The sequence below is a fragment of the Telmatobacter sp. DSM 110680 genome (assembly GCF_039994875.1).
In the GTDB taxonomy this organism is placed as follows: Bacteria; Acidobacteriota; Terriglobia; order Terriglobales; family Acidobacteriaceae; genus Telmatobacter.
Map to the genome: position 1 here is coordinate 5176697 of NZ_CP121196.1, position 23150 is coordinate 5199846.

Sequence of the window (23150 nt, forward strand, 5' to 3'; positions counted from 1 at the left end):
TCAGTTCTCCTTGGCGATGCTTCTGATCGCCTAGATGAGATGCGGCGGGAGCGGGAAAGAGCGGTCTGCAAATCTGGCGGCTTGTCGCATATCAAAATCCTGACGGCTGCTGTTCACCGCACCAGAAAACCTGCCTTTTGCCTGGCCAACCTTTCGTTTTTGAAATTGAACCCGATACCGTATAGTTTTTTGAAGCCGGCAATGCCCGGATGGGCTCCACTCAATTCGCTCCTTCCCCAACGAAAGCCCGCCGAATTTCACTGCCGCTCCTCTGCAACGCACGGAAGTGAACGTGACGAATTATTGTGGATTCGCTCGTTTTCGTCCGACGTGCGCAGAAAACCTTTGCGAGAAGAGGTCTATGAGACACACCCGGTTGTCCTTGGTTTTTTCTTCTGTCTGGATTCTGACGGCCGCCGCATCCCTTCACCCGCAGGCATTGAATGCCAACTTCGCGCGTGATCCCCAGCAACCCGTCGATAAGGAATACACCGACCATATCCAGAAATACACAACGGATCCCTCGTTCGTGTCGCCGCTGGTGGATTACCTACCCGCATCGAAGACCGTACCGACCCCATCGAAGGTGCTCGGCGATGTGTCGGGCGCGCCCGACATTTTGCCTTATGCCGAAGATGTCTATAAATACTTCCGCTTGCTTGCCGCCGCCAGTCCGCGTGTAAAGGTAGTCACCATCGGCCATACGGAAGAAGGCCGCGAGATGATTGCCGTGGCCATTGCCGACGCCGACTTGCTGAAGAATGCCGACGCCAATAAACAAAGGCTGGCCCAGCTCGGCGATCCGCGCACCATCAACTTCGATGACGCGAAGGCCCGGACGCTGATCGATCAGTCGTATCCGGTCTACTACATTACCGGAACAATTCACTCCGTCGAAACCGGCGCGCCCACAGCACTGATGGAACTAGCCTATCGACTCGCGGTCGACGATTCGCCGTATATCAAGTACATCCGATCGCACATGGTGGTGCTGATTACGCCGGTGGTAGAAGTAGACGGCCGCGACCGCATGGTCGATATTTATCGCTGGCACAAGGCACATCCCAACGAGAAGTGGCCGCACCTTATTTACTGGGGCCACTACGTTGCCCACGACAACAACCGCGACGCCATGGGCATGACGCTGGATCTGACGCGTAACGTGCTCGATACCTACCTCGACTGGCACGCGCAGGTGCTGCACGATCTGCACGAATCCGTTCCCTTCCTTTATGACAACACTGTGGGCGATGGCCCTTACAACGCATGGGTCGATCCGCTGCTGGCCGATGAGTGGGCGGAGTTGGGCTGGAACAACGTGGCACAGATGCAGAATTTCGGCATGCCCGGCGTGTTTACCCACGGCGATTTCGATACGTGGAGTCCCGGATACCTGATGTTTCTGGCCGCGATGCATAACGGAATCAGCCGGCTATACGAGACGTTTGGAAACGGCGGCGCGGATACCGAAAAGCGCATTCTTGATCCCGAAGAATATTCGCGCACCTGGTACCGGCAGAATCCTCCGCTGCCGATCGTCACCTGGTCGCAGCGCGACAACAATAACTACGAACAGAGTGCTCTGCTTTCGACGATTTCATACTTCGCGCAGCACTCGCACCATTTCCTCGAGAACTACTACACCAAGAGCAAGCGTTCGATCCAGAAGCCGACGCTGGAAGGCCCTGCGGCTTACGTGATTCCACCCGACGCTGCCGCAACGAATCGCGAAGTTGAGTTATTGAAGGTTCTGAAGCGCCAGCACGTCGAGATCCAGCAACTGTCTGACGCAGCTACTGCGGACGTGGCTGGCGAGAAGCGCAGCGACAAACCCAAGCCGCAGAGCTTTCCGGCGGGCAGCATTGTTGTGCGTATGGATCAGCCATACTCGCGCATCGCCGATGCCTTGCTCGATCGCCAGTTCTGGGCGCCGGACGATCCGCAGAAGCATCCGTACGACGATACAGGCTGGTCGTTCCCGCACTTGTTTAACGTCAAGGTCGTGCGGGTGTCGGACGCGTCTATCCTGAAAGCAGGCATGAAGCCCATCGATGATCCGGCGTCACTGGCCGGCAAACTCGATGGCACAGGTTCTGTTATCGCCGTGAACAACACGGGGCAGGTATCGCTGCTCTCGCTCATTTACAAGCTGAAGGGCGCAAAGATCCAGGCCGCCGATAAAGGCTTCGACTCCGATGGGAAGCACTTCGCTGCGGGCTCGCTAGTGATCAGCGGCGCAGACGACAAAATCGCCAACGCGTTGCACGATCTCGCGCTCGACGGCTCGCACCTGAGCGCGGCACCTTCAGTCGGGATGCAGGATGTTGTGGCACCACGTATCGCGTTCATGCATACATGGCTTGCCACGCAGACTGAAGGCTGGTGGCGGTACGCTTTCGACAACGCCGGCATTCCATTCGATTACATGAGTACACAGACTGTCGCAAAGCAGGATGACCTGCGCTCGAAGTACGACGTCATCATCTTCGCGCCGGTTGGGCGATCGTCTTCGCTCGACATCATCAACGGACTGCCGATGTGGAACAACGCGATGCCGTGGAAGAAGTCTGAGCTGACTCCAAATCTTGAAGACGGAGGCGACTCTACTGACGACATTCGTCCCGGCCTTGGGTATGAAGGATTGGCACATCTGAAGAAATTTGTGGAGCAAGGCGGATTGCTGATCACCTGCGAAGACACCGCGCAGTTTGCGATCGACACGGGCCTCGCGCCTGGGGTCAGCACAGTGCCGCACGGGGATGCACGCGTGGTGGGCACAGTACTCAATACGGTGTTCGTGGCGAAAGACAATCCCGTCGCTGCAGGATACGGGGCGAATCTGCCCGTAATCAGCGCTAATGGAATGGCCTTCAACATCAGCAACACCCTGGGTCGTGCGGGTGGGCGTATGTTGATGGATCCCTATGCTGAACGTCCGACGGGCCGCGGAAGTCTCGAAGAGAATGACGAACCCCTGGGACGCAAAGCGATTGAGGCCGAGGCGCTGGAAAAAGTCCAGCCCTGGGAGGCGAAGAAGCTAAATGAGGAGCAAACGCGCAATAACTTTTCAGTCATCCCCGAAGCGATGCGGCCTCAGGTGATTCTGCGTTTCGCTGACAACAAAGGCCTGCTACTCGATGGCCTCCTCGATAAGGGCGGGTCAATTGCGGAACACGCAGTTGTGGTGACTGCGCATCTTGGGCAGGGCAGCGTGCTGCTGTTCGGCAATAACCCGATCTATCGCGGCGAAACGATCGGGAACTATGCCCTGGTGTTTAACGCAATCCTGAATCACGATCACCTGGAGCGGCAGGCCGCCGCGCCGGAAGAGAAGAAGGACGAAAAGAAGTAAGCCGACACCCGGTTCTGGGCACTTGAGCCGGGTCGGTTGCGGATTGGCAAGGGAGGGTCGCGGTAGCAGTTTGGGCTTTTCGCGGAATGGGATTTTGTGTCATGCTTTCTGTCATGGGAAGCAAAGACAAAGGTAGAAAAGAAGCCAAGAAGGCGCCGAAACCGAAACCGAAGCCCGAACCAGCCCGGCGCGAGATCTTCACCCCTGCTCCGCCAAAGTAAGCGCTGGCACGAGAATCCTGGCGGTGCAATTCAAATTGCAAACGCAGAAAGGCCCTCCGCACGGAGGGCCTTTCAATTTACAGCAAAGTAAGCCAGTCCGGACTTACCCTACGACTTCGATGCCCATGGAACGAGCGGTGCCCTTGATGCTCTTGATGGCCGCCTCGACGGATGCGGCATTCAAGTCGGGCATTTTTTGCGTGGCAATCTCGCGTACCTGCTTTTCAGTTACCTTGCCAACCTTGTCCTTGTTAGGAGTGCCTGCGCCCTTGGCGACGCCTGCTGCCTTCTTCAACAGAACAGCGGCGGGCGGCGTCTTGGTGATGAAGGTGAAACTGCGATCAGCATAAACCGTGATGACAACCGGGATGATGAGTCCGGCCATCTCCTTGTTCTGCGTGCGCGCGTTGAACTGCTTGCAGAACTCCATGATGTTGACTTGAGCCTGGCCCAGTGCGGGACCGACCGGCGGCGCGGGGGTGGCCTTGCCTGCTTCGATCTGCAGCTTGACCTGTGCGGTAATTTTCTTCGGAGGTGCCATTGGTTTCCTTTGGAAACCAGCTATAAGCTCCTAGCCTCTCGCTGCTAGCTGGTCCGTTCTCATGCGAATTTTGGAGTTGCTGCTTGAGCGTTCGCTTTTAAACCGACGGTCGCTAGGTGACCCATCGGCTAGAAGCTAGAAGCTAATAGCTGGAAGCTGCAACTACTCAATCTTTTCGACTTTGCTGAACTCCAGTTCAACGGGTGTCGAGCGGCCGAAGATGGTCACCATGACCTTCATTGTTTCGCGATCTTCGTTGATCTCGTCTACCACGCCATTGAAGTTGGCAAAGGGTCCATCGGTAATGCGGACCTGCTCGTTCTTCTCAAACTTGATCTTCATCCGCGGCTTTTCTTTAGCCGTCTCAGAGCGGAAGAGGATGGAACTCACTTCTTCCTCGGAGAGTGCCACTGGCTTGTCGCCCGTGCCCAGAAAGCCCGTAACCTTGGGCGTGTCTTTCAAGACGTGCCACAGGTTGTTGTCGAGATCCATCTCGACCAGCACATAGCCGGGCAGGAATACGCGCTCCACCGTGCGCTTTTTGCCGTTGATGATCTCCGTCACCGGCTCGGTGGGAATCATTACGCGGCCGACCTTATCCTTAAGGCCAAAAGCCTCAACGCGGCTGGCGATGGACTCGCGCACCTTGCGCTCAAATCCAGAGTAGGCGTGGAGGATGTACCACTTGAAAAGCGGGTTCCGCTCCGGCTGTGGCTGCTCGGCGGGCTGTTCGATTTCTTCTGCCATCTTTGTCTCGATTCGCGGCTGCGCCATTATTGTGCGCCCATCTTGTGGAGTACAGCCTGAAGGGCCCTGCTGAAAATGCTGTCCGTCACCCAGAAGAATAATCCGAAGATGAACACCGTAATGATCACGACGGTCGTGGTGGACTCGACTTCTTTCCGCGTGGGCGTGACTACCTTCTTCATCTCGGCGCGCACATCGCTAAGAAAGTGGGTGAAGTTGCTCCACGTAGTCATTGCGCCGCCGGAAAAGTTGGTCAGAGCATTCGGCTCCTGCCGTTTCGCGGAATGGTCGTCGCCCTTTTTGATCGCTGATTCTGTTGCCATACTTCCAATCCTCTGCCCCCAGGGTCATGCCGGGGGCAACCTACAAATCTGGCAGGGGCGGAGGGATTCGAACCCCCAAGTTCGGTTTTGGAGACCGACAGTTTAGCCGTTGAGCTTACGCCCCTAAAAGCAGCTGGTAGCTTCTAGCCTCTAGCTATTAGCTCCATCGCGACGAGTGCGAATGATTTGCTCTCCGATGTATGAGCTAGTAGCTAGAAGCTAGCGGCTAATGACTGCTTTACTTCGTTTCCTTGTGCGGCTGATGCTTGCGGCAGCGGTTACAGAACTTCTTGAACTCGAGACGGCCTGTGGTCGTCTTTTTGTTCTTCGTCGTCGAGTAGTTCCGCTCCTTGCACTCAGTGCACTGCAATGTCACAATTTCCCGCATTTCAAACTCCAGTGATCAGTGCTTAGTGAACAGTGATCAGTTTTCTCAAATTCAGTGATCAGTGCTCAGAGAACAGTGATCAGTTTTCTCAAACTCAGTGATCAGTGCTCAGAGAACAGTGATCAGATTTCGCTTGCCGCGCCGTTCGATGCGCCCGAAGGGCGGTCCGCCCGACGCGGCTAGCGTCTACTTGATAATTTCCGCAATCGCGCCTGCGCCTACTGTGCGTCCGCCTTCGCGGATGGCAAAGCGCAGACCCTTTTCCATGGCGACCGGTGTAATCAGCTCAATCACCAGCTCCACGTTGTCGCCCGGCATCACCATCTCCGTGCCTTCGGGCAATTCCGCCACTCCCGTCACGTCCGTCGTACGGAAGTAGAACTGCGGCCTGTAGCCCTTGAAGAACGGCGTATGACGGCCGCCTTCTTCCTTGCTCAGCACGTAGACGGTGCCCTTGAACTTGGTGTGCGGCGTGATCGATCCCGGCTTGGCCAGAACCATGCCGCGCTCGACATCCTCTTTAGGAATGCCGCGCAGCAGGATGCCGGCGTTATCGCCCGCCAGGCCTTCGTCCAGCTGCTTCTTGAACATTTCCACGCCCGTGCAAACCGACTTGCGGGTCTCGCGGAAGCCGACGATCTCGACATCCTCGCCCACCTTCACCTTGCCGCGCTCGATTCTTCCGGTCACCACCGTGCCGCGTCCGGAGATCGAGAAGATGTCTTCGATCGGCATCAGGAAGGGCAGATTGACCGCGCGCTCCGGCTGCGGAACGTACTTGTCGACCGCTTCCATCAGCTCGTCGATCTTGGCTTCCCACTTGGCTTCGCCGTTCAGGGCGCCGAGAGCCGATCCACGAATGACCGGAACGTCGTCGCCCGGGAACTGATACTTCGACAGCAGTTCGCGAACTTCCATCTCGACCAGGTCTGTCAGCTCTTCGTCTTCCACCGCATCGCACTTGTTGAGGAAGACCACGATGCAGGGAACGCCTACCTGACGAGCCAGGAGAACGTGCTCCTTGGTCTGCGGCATCGGACCGTCGGTCGCTGCGACTACCAGAATCGCTCCGTCCATCTGCGCCGCGCCGGTAATCATGTTCTTGATGTAGTCGGCGTGACCGGGGCAGTCGACGTGCGCGTAGTGCCGGTTCGGGGTCTCGTACTCCACGTGCGCCGTTGCGATCGTGATACCGCGCTCCCGCTCTTCCGGGGCGTTGTCGATCGAGTCAAACGAACGGAACGTGTTCTTCGGGTTGTGCTTCTGCAATACCTTCGTGATCGCCGCCGTCAACGTCGTCTTGCCGTGATCGATGTGACCAATCGTTCCCACGTTCACATGCGGCTTCGAACGATCAAACTTTTCCTTCGCCATGCTCGATTCCCTTCCCTTTTTTCTTCAGCTATTAGCTCTTAGCCATTAGCTTTTAGCTCGTTTCCGTCAGAGCCGAACGACTTCAACATCTGCTGAGCTGAAGCTAATAGCGAACCGCTAGAAGCTGACAGCTCGTCTTCTCAGTAGTACGCGTACGCCTTCAGATACCTTTGCCGCAGGTCGCCCGGTACTGCTTCTACCAACCGCAGATAACGCTCGCGGGTCAATCCCTGATCAGAAACCGGGAGCGCTTTGTACAGCGCGATCGCTTCGTTGCCCAGCAACCCGCGACTGAGGACGCTCTCAAAATCCCGAATCCGGAGCTTCTGGCGGATCACACGGTTGAGAAATACTTCCACATCGCTCGGCTTGAACGCCGCGTCGATCTGCGTGTGAAGCGCTGCGTACGTCTTCTCGTCCTGAACCGAAATTGCTGCTTGCTCGAACATCTGTTGCTTCTGCCTCTGTTCCTTAACTGGAGCGGGAGACGGGACTCGAACCCGCGACCAACAGCTTGGAAGGCTGTGACTCTACCACTGAGTTACTCCCGCCTGAAAACAGTGGACAGTGAGCAGTGGTCAGTGAACAGTTTCGTTTGCCTCTGTTCACTGTGCACTGTCCCACTGTGCACTCAAAACTCTGGAGCTGATGACCAGGATTGAACTGGTGACCTCTCCCTTACCAAGGGAGTGCTCTACCAACTGAGCTACATCAGCCCTCTTAAAATTGCCGGGCTGGACTACCGCCCTTGTTCCCCTTCGCGGCGAATCTTCTCCGCTTTCATCGCCACCACGGTGCGTAATGCCAGGCCACCGATGATGAGCAGTGGAATCAACCTCAATTCCACCAACTTTCCCCCGACTTGAATCTTTCCATCAAGGGTAAACCAACTGAGCGCTGCCAGAATCGCATACAAAACCAGCGCTGTCGTGTACTTCCGGGCAAGATCCTGGTCAGACCCCTTCAAACCTTCGCGCTCTGAACCTGCGTTGACTTCCGCACCCGGTTCCTCGCGCATTTCAGTACCTCAAATCGTGGTGCACAGGGGAGGATTCGAACCTCCGTAACTCGAATGAGTGGCAGATTTACAGTCTGCTGCCATTAACCGCTCGGCCACCTGTGCCCATCACCACGCCGGACGTGAAATCTCCCGGCACTAAAACTCAACTTCGATCCCCGCCAAGCCACTTCCGCACATCACGACCTTACCGGAGAACCTCCGGCTTGTCGGAGCATGCACCTCAGTGGGATCACCGCAGAGGACAGGTCCGGCTTTTTGAATCGATTCGCCGGTCCCAAAACTTGCTGCCACCCGTCGCCCGTTCTTGCCGTTAAGTGGAGCTGGCGAAGGGATTTGAACCCCCGACCCTCTGATTACAAATCAGATGCTCTACCAGCTGAGCTACGCCAGCCCGACCACTTGAAGCAAATTGCCGGGAACGCCGGTAAATCCGCGGACACACTCCGGCTCCGCGCATTACACGGCACAGTTTCTAAGGTTAGCACACAGGAAACAGCGGAGCAAACGGCGGAACTTCATGGAAAAAGCTGTATTTCCCGTTTCGTCCGGATGCGGGATACGCAGGCTGGAATTCTGGACTCCGCCCAGCCATTCCAGTACCAATCAGCCAGCCTATTTCCCCAGAAACATCGTCGCAGTACTTGATCCCTGCGAGGGTGTAATCGACACCCGTTTCAATTCCTCCTGGTCCTCGATGCAACAGCAGAGAGCTGTAACGCCTCGCCATTACGAGCCAGCGATCCAAAATGAGAGGACAGTGATGCCGCCTGCGTCATGGTGAAGTAATGGATTTGCGCAACGCCTTCGTCGCACCCGATGCCTAATTCCCGAACGCCGTCGCCAGGGTCGTCGAAGACGACGGCATAACGGAAACACGGAGAAGATTCGTCGCGTCTTCTGAAAAGAATCGCAGCGAGCCATCCGGCTGCGGCTCCCAAGTGCCATAGAGCATACCGCCCGTTTCTGGAGTCTTGCCCTCATACACTGGCTTGCCGTCCGCAAACACCCGGAACACGCCCTGCCCTATAACCTTGCCCCAGAAGACGTGATTGCTGTCCGCAGAGAAGGCGAAATTGCCGTATCCAGACCCCAGACGTACTGCCTTGTCGTCCACGCACGCATATACATCGTTGTTCGCCGCGGGATTGTTTGGCCGGCACATATACCCAATGTGCTGGCTGTCCGGGCTCCAAACGTAAGCGCGCGTGCCGTCTTTCGTCAGGCCGCCAGTATTAACCACGCTGTACGCCGACTGCGCCACGCCATCCCGGTAAAGCGTACGGCCCTGAGCGTTCTGCACGACAAACGCAACGTGTTGCCCGTCCGGGCTGAAACTTGCAGCCATGGTGGTGGACCGCGAGAGGTCGCCCAACTGCAATGGTTTTCCGTCCAGCAGGACTGCCCTGAGCGAAATCACCAGCGAGTGACCGCCTTTGGGCGCGAACAGCGGCGCCTGGGACATCATCAGCGCATCGGACTCTTCCCCGTTCCTTACATCCCATACGGAACCGGAATTTCCCGCCAGGTATTCGAGCGCGGACGAGTCCGCGGTATACCCTACCGATCCTGTGCCGCTGAGGCCGATGCTCTGGTATGTCTGCTGCTTTTTGCCATCGGCAAACACCCACGCTCCGCTGCCCCCAGTAGCTATCGCCGCATAGTGTTTGCCGTCCGGAGAGAACACCACGTTGCCGTAACGCCCACCGGGCGGCGTCTGGCTCGCCGCCACCAGTTTCCCGCCCACCATGAGCGCTTCCGAAAACGCAGGCGACCCATTCTTCGTCAAAACGGCCACAGCCATGGTGCCCACCGACGGAACAAACCACCGCACATCATCCGCCTTCACCACTGCTTTGCCGTCGATCAGGCCCGTCACCGTCTGCACCGGTCTCGGCCCCGCGGACGTCTGCCGAATCGTCGAGTAGATGTGTATCCCGTCACCGCCAAACTTGATGGTGTCCGACTTGTACGGCGCTACCTGCGTGTCCACCACAAACTGCTGCATTGTCGTCGAACCCGGCGGGGTGAACGGATACGCCACATGATCCCCGTCGGGCGAGAACACAACATAACTGAACCCGTTACCTGGATATCCCCAAGGTCCAGGCTTGCCATCCCACACAAACCGGGCCGGTGAGTTCGACAAGCCTATGTCCTGAATCGAACTGTAGTACAGGTGTTTGCTGTTCGACGAAAACGCGAGTTCGCATTGCGCACTACCCGTAGCGCCACTTGCCGTCGCCGGCCCGGCCGACTGCTGTTGGCCATCTTCAAACACCACCCACTGTGTGCCAATCGCGGCACAGTACGCCGAGTGGTTTCCATCCGGCGAGTAGATTGCGCCACCCTGCCCCCCGCCCCTCAGCATCTTGTCGAGTTTGGGCCCCGGAACGCCATCCAGCAGCACCACCGACCGGCTCCCGCTCTGCGTCGTTACCGATGCATGCACGCCCATCGGACTCACCGACACGCTGCTCATCGGAATGGACGACGGCCCAATCACCAGCGGAGTAATCACTGTGCCCGCCGGCGCTGTGAACGGCCCGGAATCTCCTGCAGCCGTGCCCGCGGCAGCCTTCCCCGGCTTTGTCGCAGGCTGCCCTGGCTTTGCGGGTTGTCCTGGCGCGGCTGGCTGGGCAGCCGGAGTGGCGCCCTGCTTGGCCTTTTTTGCCTGGGCCTTGAGTTGATCCCAGACGCTCTGCGCGGCGGCGGTTGATGACGTTGCGCCGACAACGGCGGTGGCAAGCAGAAGGACCAGGACGAAACGTGAAACGTAAACTGCAGGTTTCAGGGAAAGACGAAGCAACATACTCAGCCCCCAAATTCGATTCATAGGAATGTAAAGTCGCGACGGGAAGAAAACCTGTCGTGCGTCAGATTTCTGCGGACAAATATTTGACAGATAAATCCTGAATGAAAACGGATAGTGCCCGTGGAATTGAAAGATAAGGGAAAAAGAATTGGGAGTTCAGCATCACCGAAACGTCGAGAAGGTGTCAAGGTTTATGGAGAACATGTGACTGCTGTTGCGTTCGCAAAATGCTGCTCGCATGTGAGCCCGCACACATCGTGACGCGAATCACAGGTAATCAACTCTGGATCGAATCCTCTTGAATTTCACCTCTCAGAAGTCGATCATTTCGAGAGCCTCCAAACTGAATTCTGGTCGTCTTGACCTACTAGCAGCTCGATTGAGCTGCGCTTTACGACTTTTGTTTCGTTCAGAGGACCACAGAGTAATTCATGCCGATGAATCTCGGCGGGAGAACATATGAAAAGGATCATCGCAGTCTTGATGTGTGCTTTGTTTCCACTCACTGCCTTTGCCGGCGATAACGGCTACAAGATCGCCTATGACGGGGGGTCCATCCAAAATGCCAAAGCTGGAACCGGAATGAAGTTGTTCATCGACGGCAGCAACATACGAATCATGAAGGACAAGACAGAGATCGCGGTAGTTCCAGCTTCAGCGGTCACTGAGATCAGTTATGGTCAGGACGTCCATCGTCGAGTAGGTGCGGCCATCGGCGTCGCCGTTGTTTCTCTCGGGATTGGAGCTTTATTGGCATTGTCTAAATCTAAAAAGCATTACATCGGACTAACTTGGGATGACGGGGGAAAGAAAGGTGGGTTTGCCTTCCAAGCCGACAAGAACGACTATCGAGGCCTGTTGGCGGGACTCGAGGGAGTGACAGGAAAGAAGGCAGTTGATTCGGATGCGATGACCGTTAAAAACTGATTTGTGTTTCATGTGACTGGCATCTTCACGGCGCGGCTTCGGCTGCGCCGTTGTTTTCTCTGCATGCACCGCTCGTCATGTTACCTGGATGAATTGGCTTGCTTGGGGCCGCCCAATCGCGGGATCATTCGATTGTCCCCAAAGATTGATCTGCGTGGTTTGCGGCGAGGTATGGCTTTATGCGTCACGGAATTCTGACCGTTGTGTTGCTCGCGAGTTCGGTTTTGTTTGCTCAGGAAGCGCTGGATAATGCGTCGGTGACCAAGCTGGTAAAAGCAGGGCTTTCCGAAGACCTGATCGTTACCACCATCAACTCGTCAGCGGGCAATTACGACACTTCTGCGAATGGGTTAATCGCGCTGAAGAAGGCGGGCGCCAGCGACAAAGTGGTGGCTGCGGTTGTACTCAAGGCTTCCGGTGCTACAGCGACTGCTCCAGCGGCAGCGGCAACTCCGGCGAATCCATCCCTTGCGAATCAGGGTGGAGCGGGCAGCGCCGGGAACACGACCGGCGGCGTGATGCTTGCGCCGGGCGGACTTCCCGCGGGCGTTGACAGTGTTGGCGTCTACTATCTCGACAAAGACGGGAGCACGTGGCAGGAAGTTCCGGCCGAAGTTGTCAATTTCAAGGCCGGCGGCGCTCTGAAGCATTATGCAAGTGCCGGCGTGTTGAAGGGTGAAACGTCAGGCATCGTGGGTGGAAACCGCAGCTCTCTGAATCTCAAATTGCCGGCGTCGTTCATCCTTTACGTTCCGGAAGGCCGAGCGCCTGGTGAATACCAACTGTTGCATCTGCACGTAAACGCCGATAGCCGCGAGTTTCGCGCCGCAAACGGAGGCATTGTGCACGATTCGGGCGGTGCGCTGCGAGACGTGATGGAGTTTACCTCTAAGAAAATCGCCCCACATGTTTATCTCATCCAGTTTGGCGAGGATATGGACCGGGGTGAATACGGTTTTCTGCCCCCTTCCGATGTCCCGGTAGGCGGAAGCATTCCGACGGCCAGCAAAATCTACAGCTTCGCCTTCGCGCACTAGAGAGACTGGCAGTCCAGCCGCTTCTCAGCCGAGAGGCGCGTACATCCCGCAGGAACCCGGCCGGGTCCGATATCCTATAGAGGGATGCCCCTTGCGGCCTCCCCTTGTTGATGCATAAACGCACGCGTAGAACGCTCCTGGTTTTCGCCGGTGTCCTTGTCCTGCTGGCTCTTGCCGTCTTCCTGCGCTCGAAGGCGCCGCCTGAGGGAGCCCGCCTGCTTCCCGAGTCAGATGGCATTCTCTACTTCAACCTCAAGCCTGTCCGCGTATTTCTCCGCAACGATCTGAAGCCGCCTGCGCGCGTTCCGGAGTACCAGCAGTTCGTAGACGCTACCGGAATAGACTGGGAGCGCGATCTTGACTCCGCCGCCATTGCGCTGCACCGCATGCAGGACCCCAGCGGTCCCAACGGCGCGGTGGCATACTCTCTGGTGCTCTCTGGCAAGTTGACTGGAAAACGCCTGAATACCTGGCTAGAAGCCCACGCAACAAGCCGCGAGGTGTATGCGGGCCACACCATCTACAGCATTCCCTCGGAGAATCGCACCGTCCGCGTGGTTCAAGTGGGCTATGACATGATTGCGGCCTCTAACTATCCCACCACGGAGATGATCCACTCCATCATCGACCGGCATCGGACCGCTGCCCTGCCATTTGCGGGTTCGACATTGTTGTCGCAGCACTTCCACGACGTGCCGCTGCTTGCGGTCGCCTGGGGAGTGGGGCAGATTGGCCTCCCGTTGTCTGAGAGTGGGGCAATCAATGTTTTCGGTCTCTCGCTGCCCCTGCAGGATGATTCCACCATCATTGCGAGTGTGACGCCCGGACTCCCACTGGCCAATTCGGTGCATCTCCGGGTTGAAGAGATCGCTCCCGATGAGAACAAGGCAGCCAACCAGGCCGCTGCTCTCGCGACGATTGTCACGCTGGCTCGTGAGGCTACGACGCAACTGGCTGACAATTTGCCTAATAATGCCCTTCGGGAACTGTTGAGAACGACGGAAGTGACGCAAAAGCGGAACCGAGTGGTCGCGACTGCCAACCTTTCGCCGGCATTTTTAAGTCAAATTACGAAAAGCGGAAATATTTTGACAACCCCTACAACCCCACCCCCTGCCGGGGCATCTCAATAACTGTCGCGCTTCCCAAAGAACTGCGAGAAAGATCTGCTTCGTTCAGGCCGCCGGTCATGAGTTCCTTCTTCCTGGGTTGGGGGATAGAACCAAATCGGCGGCCTTCTCCATTTCTGGCCGAATTTTATAGACTCCCGGGATGTGTTTCTCGCATCCTGTTCTGTAGGCTCGGGTTTGAGCCGCAACTACCGATATCCCCAGAGAGGTTTCATGCTCCGCTTCCTCAGAACGCAAGCTCTGATATGCACTGTCTTTTGCCTGTTATCGATAGGCGTAATTGCCGCAAAGAAGTCTTCGCCGGACCAGAATCAGGCATCGACTCCAGTTCTGAGAGGCCAGGCAGCCTTTACCGACGCTGCTCACGAGTCCCCCGGCACCCGGCGCCACCTGACCGTGGGTGACCTTCCTGCTCCGGCGCCGGATCAGGCGGTCGATAACGGTCCCAGCATGATTCCACGGCCGGCGAATGCGTGGCCGGTTGCGCCTAAGGGCTTCAAGGTGGAACTTTACGCCACCGGGCTCGACAATCCCCGTCTATTGCGTGTTGCACCCAATGGCGACCTGTTTCTGGCTGAGAGCGAAAGCGGCAAAATCAGAGTTTTTCGCGGCGTGACCCCGGACGGAAAGCCGCAGCAGACCTCGGTTTTCGCGGAGGGATTGCACCAGCCCTTTGGCATTGCGTTCTATCCATCCGGTCCGGACCCTAAGTATGTGTACGTTGGCGAAACCGACGGCATTGTTCGCTTCGCCTACAAGAATGGCGATTTGAAGGCTAGTGGAGCTGCCGAGGATCTCGCCGAGTTACCCGGGGGAGGGCGCCTGCGGGGAGGCGGCCACTGGACGCGCGACTTGATCTTTTCAAAGGACGGAAGCAAGCTTTTTGCATCGGTCGGTTCGCACTCCAATGTGGACGACAGCGACACCCACCCCGAGGAATATCACCGCGCCGACGTGCTGCAGTTCACGCCCGAGGGCAAATTCGTGAAGGTGTATGCCTGGGGCATTCGCAACTGCGTTGGCGAGGCGATCAATCCCATCACGGGCGAATTGTGGTGCTCAACCAACGAACGCGATGGGCTTGGCAACAATCTCGTACCCGACTACGTGACCCATGTGCAGGAAGGCGGCTTCTATGGATGGCCGTGGTGGTACATGGGCGGACACCAGGATCCACGCCACCTCGGCAAGCACCCGGAACTCGGGCCGAAGGTCATCACACCTGACATCATTCTGAATCCTCACTTCGCATCGCTGGAGATGATGTTTTACCAAGGATCGCAGTTTCCTGCGGAATTCAAAGGCGACGGTTTCGCGTGTGAGCACGGATCGTGGAATCGTGCACAGCGTTCCGGCTACGAAGTGATCCGCTTGCCCATGAAGAACGGCCACGCGACGGGCGAGTATGAGGACTTCCTCACTGGATTTACAGAAGGTGACGGGCAGGTTTGGGGACGTCCGGTAGGCGTTGCCGAGGCCAAAGACGGATCGCTGTTTGTTTCTGACGACGGCACGCGATCCATCTGGCACATCGTTTACACCGGCAAATAGCTAACCCTTTTGATGTCCATGGCACGGATCCCAGGTCTCAGGATAGAGACCTGTGGCACCCGGCTACGGTGCGTTGTATGGATAGCACAGCATCCAAAAAAGAAACGCAACCTCTGAGTTGCGCTTCTCGCTAGAACAAGCGGAAGTTTACCATCACCGAAATGCGCACCGGCACGGGCTTGCCGTCTTTTTTTGCGGGCTTGAATCGATACTTTAGAACGGCTTCCAATGCCTTTTCATCGAGGCCCATTCCCAGCCGTCGCACGACGCGTGGATTTTGCGGATTCCCCTGGGCATCGACGATAACGGAGATCAGGCACACGCCCTGATACTTCTGACGACGCGCTTCATCTGAGAATTCCGCTTCCGGGGTAGATATCGGAATGGGCTGTGACACTCCTCCCAGGCCTGGCGTGTAGATGCCGGCGCCCGGACCTGGACCCCAACCCGCTCCGCTGCCCGGGCCATCGCCGCCATCGGAGCCAAAGCCGATGCCGCCATTCTTGCCAGGACCGCCAGAGACAACCGTGACATTTGCCGAAATATGAACACCGATCATGGGGATTGTCGGATTATCAGGAAGCTTGATGTCGGGCGGCAAAGCGATGCTGTTGTCCAACGCGAGCTTAGGGTGATCGAGCAGGGGGACCTGCACCTTCTCGACAGTATTTATGTCGAGTTTCGGTAGGCGGCCCTTATTCGGATCAATCGGATCGTTAGTCCCGCCCCCCTGGCCGCCGTCGGAGGACGCCAATCTCGCGGGCGCGAGTAAGGGGAAATCGTCGATGTGGAACTTTGAATTCTGCTTAGGAACATGATCGCTGAGGACCACCGCTTTAACGCCCATTAGCAGCACAAGAGCCAGTATGGTGCCATTAATGAACGTGGCTGTTCCGACTGCCCAGGGATTCGTATTCGATGCCATACGATCGGGTACAGGAATTGGCCGGGACGTCAACTCCAGCGGCGGAAGCTTGTCTGGAAACAGCCGGTCGTGGATGTTCTCATACAGCCCGGACCAGATGGGCGGTTCTTCGACGGTGGTTAGAAATGCTTCGGGACGTTGCATGCTGGCCGGATCCGGCTGTGTCATACATTCCTTCCGCGCAGCCGTAGCTTGCAGCCGCTCTTTCATCTGAAGGTTTGTCAGATAGACAGGCCGCGGGACAGATTGTCACCTGGAGGCGAACATGTTTGCCGATTTCTTCGAAGGCGAATCGCAGTCGTAACATCGGCGCGCAGCGACACCCACGCCTATGAAGATCGGCTGTCATCGTGGTTTCCCACCCAGGACTCGTGGTGCTTTTGAGTCAGGACGGATGCGTGGTTATTTCTTCAATCCCAACGCCTCGACGACTGCGGAATCGACTTTAGCTGGCTGTCCGTCTTGCTTCCAGACCACGCCGAAGCCGCCGCGATAATCCCACATGGTCCAGCCGATTCCGTCGGCTTCAAGTGCGGTGCGAACATCTCGAATCCAATTCATGCGGGCGGCGGATTTGGTGTGCTCACGATAGGCTCCAAACTCATTGCAGATGAGGGGGACTTTGCGGTCTTTGCCCCACGCCGCGGCCGCATCGATTTGCAAACGTATGCGATGCGCGTCCCAGTGATCGAGCCAGTAGTGTTCCATGGCATAACGGCTCGATGCGTCGGGAAGTTGCTTCAACGAGTCCTGCATCGAACTCTCGTCTGCGGGATAAGGAATATCATGCGTGTAAATCCACCATGTTCCGCCCCAGCCGGCGCCCTGGTGGGTGAACTCGTGCGGCTCATAGAAATGGAAGTTGTAAATCACGTTGCCATCGGGCAGTGGTTCTTGCGTAAGCAAGTCGGCAATCGATGACCAGTTAGGTCCTGTGGCGATAATCGTGTTTCTGGGAGCAGCTTCGCGAATAGCCTCTGCGGCACGCGCCTGAACGCCTGCCCAGCGATACGGATCCCGCTCTTCCGGTTCGTTCATGATCTCAAAAAAGATGAGGTCGGGATTGCGATCGGAATAGTGCGTGGCCAGTTTGCGCCAGAGCATCACAAAGCGATCGACACCTTCGCTCGATGAGCTGACGCGCTTCTTGTAATCACTTTCGGGATGAATGTCGATCTGAACGGCCATGCCCTTCGCGATCATCTGATCAACGGCGTGATCGAGGCGGGTCATGAAATCGACGTCCCTGCCGAAGAGACTTCGCGTCAGCGGAGCCGCATCGATGCTGAGGCGGACGTTGTCGAAACCGAGTTGGGCCATTAACGCGATATCTGAATCATCGGTGTATTTATTCGTTTGCTCAGCCGAGTAATTGCTGGTTTGAGCAAACCACTCCGATGCGTTGATTCCGTGACGCAGATGTTGCGCACGCGCGAACGCGATTTTCAATTCAGATGTACGGTCCTGAGCGTTCTGGGCGAAAGAAGTTGCGCATGAGAATAGCGTGATCATCAACAAGGCAGAAAAAAAACGAAAGCGAAAGGCCACTGTTCATCTCCCCGAGTACATCGAAAAATTCCAAAGGGTAACGATACTACGTCCGTCTGGAATTGATTGCCTGATCTGCTCGAAACTGTCTGCAGCGCAAATCTGAACGAGATGAAGGTGTCCGCTCAAATGAAGAAGCGGCTCCGCAGGGAGCCGCTTTCGTGTCTTTGATTGAATTGAAGATTATTTGCTGGCGATCGGCGAGGCATTGCTGTTCGTAATTGCCTGCTCGTAGGTGTTGCGCAGATATTTGTGCGGATTCACCGGCACCTTGTGGACGCGCACTTCATAGTGAAGATGAGGACCGGTGGCGCGGCCCGACTGGCCGACGTAGCCGATTACCTGTCCACGCTGCACGTGCTGGCCGGGCACAACGGCAACGGCCGAAAGATGACCGTACAGGGTGATGAGATCGTGGCCGTGATCGAGGACCACTTGGCGGCCGTATCCGGCACCCATATTTTCTCCGGTCACTTCACCATCGCCAGCTGCGCGCACGAGCGTGCCATACGGCGCCTCGATATCGATGCCGGGATGGAACGCGCCTTCTCCGTTGATAGGATCTTCGCGCTGACCGAAACTCGATCCAACGCGACCTTCAACCGGCCAGATCGATGGTGCGTCAGCAAACTGCGTCCAATCCCCGACGAATCCTGGAGCAAGTCCACCTTCGAGCGCGCGTGTCATTCGGCCCGACATGGCCTGATCACGCAGCGCATTGAATTGCTCGAAAGTCATTTTCACATCGGCTGCAGTAACGTCGTCTTTGACAGCGAGCGTGGCAGGCGTGGGAGCGATCGCGGCAGCGGATGCCTTCGCTGGAATCACTTTGTGCTGGCGCAAACCGTATAGAGCGGTCACTTCGCTGGCCAATGCACCGAGAGAAGCTACCTGCACGTCGCGATCATGCGCAACCTGCGCGAGCTGCTTGTAATCGTTGCGGAGATTCTGGTTGTCCTGGCGAACCTGGTTGAACCGCTCCGTCTTGAGGAGCATGCGTGTGTAGGAACCGGCCAGACCGACAATCGTGAACGCACCAACCAGCGCTGCCGCAACAAATCCGTATACATATTGCAGAGGGAGGGGGATCTTTTTGACCCGGCCATCTTCATCCCTGGCAACGAAAAGAATGTAATAGCGTTTCCGCAGCATGATCCTGCCTTCACATTAAAAATTGCAAGGTGCTACTCGCCGCGTAGCCAACTAATCCCATGGACGCAGGTGCTGGGGGAGCCCCGCTTGAAATATCGCACACCCTGTCAGGAGCGCATATCGTTGAACGTTCCATCAGGCTAGCAGTCGCTACCTTGCGGGGTCAACGAATTGCCACCGAAAAACCGGGCTCAAACGAGATTTAAGTGTCTCTACGGGCCAGCCCTAAGTAATGAGCGAGTCCGCATATTCCGGCGGCTTGCCCTATTCTCAATAAGATGCGCGGCGAGGCGGGTAAGTTGATCCGAAAGGGCGGCAACGGAGAATTAGCGCTGATCGATCGCATTCGCGGCCGGGCAGCTTCTTCAAAGAGCAGCGCATTGCGCCTGGGAATCGGCGATGATTGCGCCCTTTTGAGGCTGAAAGCGGATGAAGAATTCGCTGTAACTACTGATTTATCAATCGCGGGGCGGCATTTCAAGATGGAATGGCACCCCCCGCGGGCGGTGGGCCACCGAACCCTCGCACGTGGTCTGAGTGACCTTGCGGCCATGGGTGCGAGACCGGTAGCAGCTTTCCTTTCCTTGGGATTACCGCGTGAGCTCACGGTGTGTCATGGACGCAATCCCTCCTGGGTTGACGGCTTTCTTGATGGCTTTCTTGCGCTTGCGGACCAATATCGAACGCCCCTTGCCGGCGGAGACCTGGCCGAGTCGCCCGTGGCCTTGGCGGATGTCGTCCTGGTGGGGGCCGTTCCTCTTGGACGAGCGATGCTCCGTTCCGGCGCGAGGCCGGGAGACCTGCTCTGCGTTACGGGTGCTCTCGGTGGAGCGGCAGCAGGACTCGAATTGCTGCGAAAAACAGCAGGCTCACGGAGGTCAGATCGGAGTCATTCCGATGGCGATGTTCGGCTTGCACCGCATTTGTGGCCGCTGCCGCGCATCGTGCAGGGCCTTAGGTTGCGGCAGAATCTAGGTGCGACGGCAGCTATCGATCTGAGTGATGGCCTTTCAACGGACTTGAATCATTTGTGCCAGGAGTCGGGAGTTTCCGCTGAAGTTGACGCGCAATCTCTGCCAATTCATACAGGAGCGTCGCTGGAGCAGGCACTGCATGGTGGCGAGGATTACGAACTCCTCTTTACTGTCAGGCCAGATGCTGTGCTTCCTCGAAGAATTGCAGGCGTACGGGTGAGCCAGATCGGAAGGATCACGAAGAAGCATCGCTCCCGTTCACGTGTAGTGCTGCTGGAGGGTTCGGGACGCCGTTCTTTGACATCGGAAGGCTGGCAACACTTTTCTTAAGCCCCACAACTTCCGGTGCAAGAGCCTTGTTAATCACTAACTTTCCGCGAGATAGCGGATTATGATCGTGAGTGATATGGAGAGCGGAACTATACGAGTGCGCTTTGCGCCTTCCCCTACTGGCCTTCTACATGTAGGAAACGCACGGACTGCCCTGATCAACTGGCTGTACGCCAAGCAGACAGGTGGCAAGTTCATCATGCGTGTCGAGGATACAGACCTCGATCGTTCGAAGTCGATGTACGAAAAGCAACTGATCGAAGACCTGGTGTGGCTCGGCCTGAGCTGGGATGAGGGCCCGAACGAGAGCGATCCAGGTGAGAAAGGCGAATTCGGTCCCTATCGCCAATCGAAGCGGCTCGAAATCTATTCATCGAACACGGCGCAGTTATTGGCGGAAGGGAAAGCGTACCGCTGTTTTTGCACTCCGGAGGAACTGCAAGCAGAGCGCGAGCAGGCAATCGCCCAGCAGCGGCCCCAGGTCTATAGCGGAAAGTGCCGCAAGCTGACCAAACCGGAGGTCAAGGAAAGCCTGCTGAGAGGCAAGATGTACGCGGTGCGGCTGAAGATACCGTCCCAGCCGATACGGTTCCATGACCTGGTGCGCGGGAATCTTGAATTCGCTCCTGAGACCATCGGCGATCCTATCCTGATACGTTCGGCACATGGGGGAACAGCAGGAGCGAGCCCCGGAATCCCGGTTTATAACTACGTGGTCACGGTGGACGACGCATTGATGGGTATCACGCATGTGATTCGAGGAGACGATCACATTGCGAATACTCCGAAGCAGGTAGCCATCTACGATGCGTTCGGCTGGAAGGTGCCGGAGTTCGTGCATCTTTCTGCGATTCTTGGACCCGACCGCGAGCGGCTTTCGAAGCGGCATGGCGCTATCTCGATGTCGGGCTTTCGCGAGATGGGTTACCTGCCGGAAGCGCTGGTGAACTATCTTTCGCTACTCGGTTTGAGTGCTCAGGATGGGAAAACCGAAATACTTTCTCCCGACCAGCTTGTCAAAGCCATCTCGGTGGAGCGGATTACCACAACCCCCTCAATTTTCGATATTGAAAAGCTGAACGAGCTGAATCGCCATTACATGAAACAGGCGCCGCCCGCGCGGCTCGCCGCTGCATGCTGGGATTACTTTGGTGGATTGCTGCCCGAGAAGGAAGAGGCTTCCGACGCAGTGCTAGTTTGGTTTTTACACGTCATCGCGCTTTTTCTTCCGTCGATTAGTCATCTGGACGAGATTCCCGCGAAGGCCGCCTTCATCTTCCATATGGATCCAAGTCTTGCGCGGGGCGTGCCGGAGAATGCGGCTATCCTGCAAGCAGCTTCGGCACAAACGGTGCTCCATGAGCTTGCCAATCGAGTCCGTGCCCATGCTGGACCGATAACAGGAACCGACTTTTCCAAGTGGATGAACGAGGTAAAGCTGGCCACCGGCGTCGACGGCAGTCAATTGTTCGACCCAGTGCGCATTGCTCTCACGGGGACGAGTTCCGGATGTGATTTTGACAAGCTTGTTCCTCTGATTGAGCAGGGTGCGGATCTTGGTCTTGGCATCCCCAGTGTCAAGCAGCGGCTTGATGCGTTCATGCAGGGTTGAGCAGCTGTGAACCGGCAAATCGATCTCTGCTTTCCGCATCAATGGCAAGCGCAAATTCTTCCGCGGCGACCGGTAATCCTGCCGCGTCGTCATTTTGTTTATCCCAAAGAAGTGGAAGAGATCGAGCGCGGCGCTCTGGAAGTTTTGATTCGACCGGATGGAACCAACGGCGAATCCTTTCTTGCGACCTGTGCCGTTGGGTTTCTCGATCCAGCGGTGCCGACGGGAATCTGGTCGGCGCCGAATCCGCGAGAGATCTGCACGGTGTCGGGCGGATACGCCTACATCATCGATACGGGTGCGCCTGAGCGGTTCAGCATGGTGCCGTACCGACCGGTATTGCAGGTGTATGCGGTCGTCGAACACGATCTCCTGCTCTTTGTTGAGCATCGCGCGATTCTGGCATGGGGTGCGCAGGGCGAGGCATGGCAAACGCCGAAGCTATCGGACGAAGGCGTGACCATTACCAGCATTGAAGGCGCCTTCTTGCATGGGATGGGATGGCATATGATGGCCGATAAAGAGAAGCCCTTTACGCTGGATTTGCGAAGCGGCAGCCTAATCGATATGTGAGTCGCATCGAGGAAGATCGATGAGCCTCGTGAGCAAGGTCGAATTGAAGACCGTCGAACTGCCAGATGCCCTGGAGTTCACGGTGTCGCGCGAAGATGGGCTTCTAGAATCCGTGGCTTTTCCCGTGTTTGCGTTCTTCGTCCTGTGGATGTTCTGGCGAATGGGTACGCTTTGGATTCATATCCTCGCGGGGATTGCGGCTGCATCGACATCTCTAACGTTGTTGGTGAATTGGATTCAGGGCGGAGAGACTAAACTGCGCGTGACGCGTGACGAAATACGAGCCGAGGGGAATCTTGGGCAGTTGTTCTCAACGTCCGTAACAATCCCAGCCACGGACGTCACGTCGATTCGTTTTGACAATGGCGGCGATGGCGGCATCTCGGGGCTGTACGTGCGGCACGGTTGGAGATTCACGCCGGTGCTCCCGCGTCTCACTGCGGAGCAATCAAAGACAGTCATAGAAGCAATCCGACAGAAGTTTCCCGAAATTCCTGCGGACAGCGGGACGAAATTCTCGCTCTCTTCCCTTTTTGAAAGCGGCGCCGAATTGACCACCTTGAATCTCTCGAACTCAAGTACCGAAGATCTGGACAAGCCGCACTAGATTCA

The 23150-nt window shown here is 56.8% G+C and carries 20 protein-coding genes and 5 tRNA genes; 9 read left to right on the forward strand and 16 right to left on the reverse strand.

Annotated elements, in window-relative coordinates:
* The first annotated feature begins 361 nt into the window (after positions 1-361).
* Complete coding sequence (locus P8935_RS21265) at positions 362-3352, forward strand: M14 family zinc carboxypeptidase (RefSeq protein WP_348262319.1); 2991 nt, start codon at positions 362-364, stop codon at positions 3350-3352.
* Between the two features lie 324 nt (positions 3353-3676).
* Here the strand turns inward: P8935_RS21265 and rplK are convergent, their stop codons facing one another.
* The 13 genes from rplK to P8935_RS21330 all read right to left on the reverse strand — a co-directional run bounded on the left by rplK (position 3677) and on the right by P8935_RS21330 (position 10776).
* Positions 3677-4114, reverse strand: coding sequence for a 50S ribosomal protein L11 (gene rplK / locus P8935_RS21270; RefSeq protein ID WP_348262320.1), 438 nt, complete (start codon positions 4112-4114; stop codon positions 3677-3679).
* A 162-nt stretch (positions 4115-4276) separates the two neighbouring features.
* Positions 4277-4861: a transcription termination/antitermination protein NusG gene (gene nusG, locus P8935_RS21275; protein ID WP_348262321.1), complete on the reverse strand. Its 585-nt coding sequence runs from the start codon at positions 4859-4861 to the stop codon at positions 4277-4279.
* A 26-nt stretch (positions 4862-4887) separates the two neighbouring features.
* Positions 4888-5184: a preprotein translocase subunit SecE gene (gene secE / locus P8935_RS21280; protein ID WP_348262322.1), complete on the reverse strand. Its 297-nt coding sequence runs from the start codon at positions 5182-5184 to the stop codon at positions 4888-4890.
* A 49-nt stretch (positions 5185-5233) separates the two neighbouring features.
* Positions 5234-5309: transfer RNA gene (locus P8935_RS21285), tRNA-Trp, on the reverse strand.
* A 113-nt stretch (positions 5310-5422) separates the two neighbouring features.
* Positions 5423-5572 carry a 50S ribosomal protein L33 gene (gene rpmG / locus P8935_RS21290; RefSeq protein ID WP_150173272.1) on the reverse strand — a complete coding sequence of 50 codons (150 nt, stop codon included), beginning with the start codon at positions 5570-5572 and terminating at the stop codon, positions 5423-5425.
* A gap of 186 nt (positions 5573-5758) precedes the next feature.
* Positions 5759-6946 carry an elongation factor Tu gene (gene tuf / locus P8935_RS21295; protein WP_348262323.1) on the reverse strand — a complete coding sequence of 396 codons (1188 nt, stop codon included), beginning with the start codon at positions 6944-6946 and terminating at the stop codon, positions 5759-5761.
* Between the two features lie 140 nt (positions 6947-7086).
* Positions 7087-7395: a hypothetical protein gene (locus tag P8935_RS21300; RefSeq protein ID WP_348262324.1), complete on the reverse strand. Its 309-nt coding sequence runs from the start codon at positions 7393-7395 to the stop codon at positions 7087-7089.
* A gap of 27 nt (positions 7396-7422) precedes the next feature.
* Positions 7423-7497, reverse strand: a tRNA-Gly gene (locus tag P8935_RS21305).
* Positions 7498-7586: 89 nt separating this feature from the next.
* Positions 7587-7662, reverse strand: a tRNA-Thr gene (locus P8935_RS21310).
* Positions 7663-7685: 23 nt separating this feature from the next.
* A complete protein-coding gene (locus P8935_RS21315) occupies positions 7686-7964 on the reverse strand; it encodes a hypothetical protein (RefSeq protein ID WP_348262325.1) in 279 nt (92 codons plus the stop codon).
* A 17-nt stretch (positions 7965-7981) separates the two neighbouring features.
* Positions 7982-8069: transfer RNA gene (locus P8935_RS21320), tRNA-Tyr, on the reverse strand.
* Positions 8070-8282: 213 nt separating this feature from the next.
* Positions 8283-8358 (reverse strand) — tRNA-Thr (locus tag P8935_RS21325).
* Positions 8359-8787: 429 nt separating this feature from the next.
* Positions 8788-10776: a hypothetical protein gene (locus P8935_RS21330; RefSeq protein ID WP_348262326.1), complete on the reverse strand. Its 1989-nt coding sequence runs from the start codon at positions 10774-10776 to the stop codon at positions 8788-8790.
* A 462-nt stretch (positions 10777-11238) separates the two neighbouring features.
* On the opposite strand from P8935_RS21330, the gene P8935_RS21335 reads away from it, so the two are divergent.
* The 4 genes from P8935_RS21335 (at position 11239) to P8935_RS21350 (ending at position 15424) form a co-directional block, all read left to right on the forward strand.
* The gene (locus P8935_RS21335) at positions 11239-11706 is read left to right on the forward strand and encodes a hypothetical protein (protein ID WP_348262327.1); all 468 of its coding nucleotides are present in this window, start codon (positions 11239-11241) and stop codon (positions 11704-11706) included.
* A 179-nt stretch (positions 11707-11885) separates the two neighbouring features.
* Entirely contained in the window at positions 11886-12743 is an 858-nt protein-coding gene (locus P8935_RS21340) for a hypothetical protein (RefSeq protein WP_348262328.1), read from the forward strand.
* 110 nt (positions 12744-12853) lie between these two features.
* On the forward strand, positions 12854-13876 hold the full coding sequence (locus P8935_RS21345; RefSeq protein ID WP_348262329.1) for a hypothetical protein: 1023 nt from the start codon (positions 12854-12856) through the stop codon (positions 13874-13876).
* A gap of 210 nt (positions 13877-14086) precedes the next feature.
* Positions 14087-15424 carry a sorbosone dehydrogenase family protein gene (locus tag P8935_RS21350; protein WP_348262330.1) on the forward strand — a complete coding sequence of 446 codons (1338 nt, stop codon included), beginning with the start codon at positions 14087-14089 and terminating at the stop codon, positions 15422-15424.
* A gap of 130 nt (positions 15425-15554) precedes the next feature.
* Here the strand turns inward: P8935_RS21350 and P8935_RS21355 are convergent, their stop codons facing one another.
* The 3 genes from P8935_RS21355 to P8935_RS21365 form a co-directional block, all read right to left on the reverse strand.
* The gene (locus tag P8935_RS21355; RefSeq protein WP_348262331.1) at positions 15555-16517 is read right to left on the reverse strand and encodes an energy transducer TonB; all 963 of its coding nucleotides are present in this window, start codon (positions 16515-16517) and stop codon (positions 15555-15557) included.
* A 234-nt stretch (positions 16518-16751) separates the two neighbouring features.
* Complete coding sequence (locus tag P8935_RS21360; protein ID WP_348262332.1) at positions 16752-17798, reverse strand: cellulase family glycosylhydrolase; 1047 nt, start codon at positions 17796-17798, stop codon at positions 16752-16754.
* A 282-nt stretch (positions 17799-18080) separates the two neighbouring features.
* Positions 18081-19049, reverse strand: coding sequence for a M23 family metallopeptidase (locus P8935_RS21365; RefSeq protein WP_348262333.1), 969 nt, complete (start codon positions 19047-19049; stop codon positions 18081-18083).
* A gap of 299 nt (positions 19050-19348) precedes the next feature.
* On the opposite strand from P8935_RS21365, the gene thiL reads away from it, so the two are divergent.
* The 4 genes from thiL to P8935_RS21385 all read left to right on the forward strand — a co-directional run bounded on the left by thiL (position 19349) and on the right by P8935_RS21385 (position 23145).
* Positions 19349-20353, forward strand: a complete 1005-nt coding sequence (gene thiL / locus P8935_RS21370; protein ID WP_348262334.1) for a thiamine-phosphate kinase — start codon at positions 19349-19351, stop codon at positions 20351-20353.
* Between the two features lie 61 nt (positions 20354-20414).
* The gene (gltX, locus tag P8935_RS21375) at positions 20415-21965 is read left to right on the forward strand and encodes a glutamate--tRNA ligase (protein WP_348262335.1); all 1551 of its coding nucleotides are present in this window, start codon (positions 20415-20417) and stop codon (positions 21963-21965) included.
* Positions 21966-21971: 6 nt separating this feature from the next.
* Positions 21972-22538: a hypothetical protein gene (locus tag P8935_RS21380; protein ID WP_348262336.1), complete on the forward strand. Its 567-nt coding sequence runs from the start codon at positions 21972-21974 to the stop codon at positions 22536-22538.
* Between the two features lie 19 nt (positions 22539-22557).
* Positions 22558-23145, forward strand: coding sequence for a hypothetical protein (locus P8935_RS21385; protein WP_348262337.1), 588 nt, complete (start codon positions 22558-22560; stop codon positions 23143-23145).
* Positions 23146-23150: the final 5 nt, after the last annotated feature.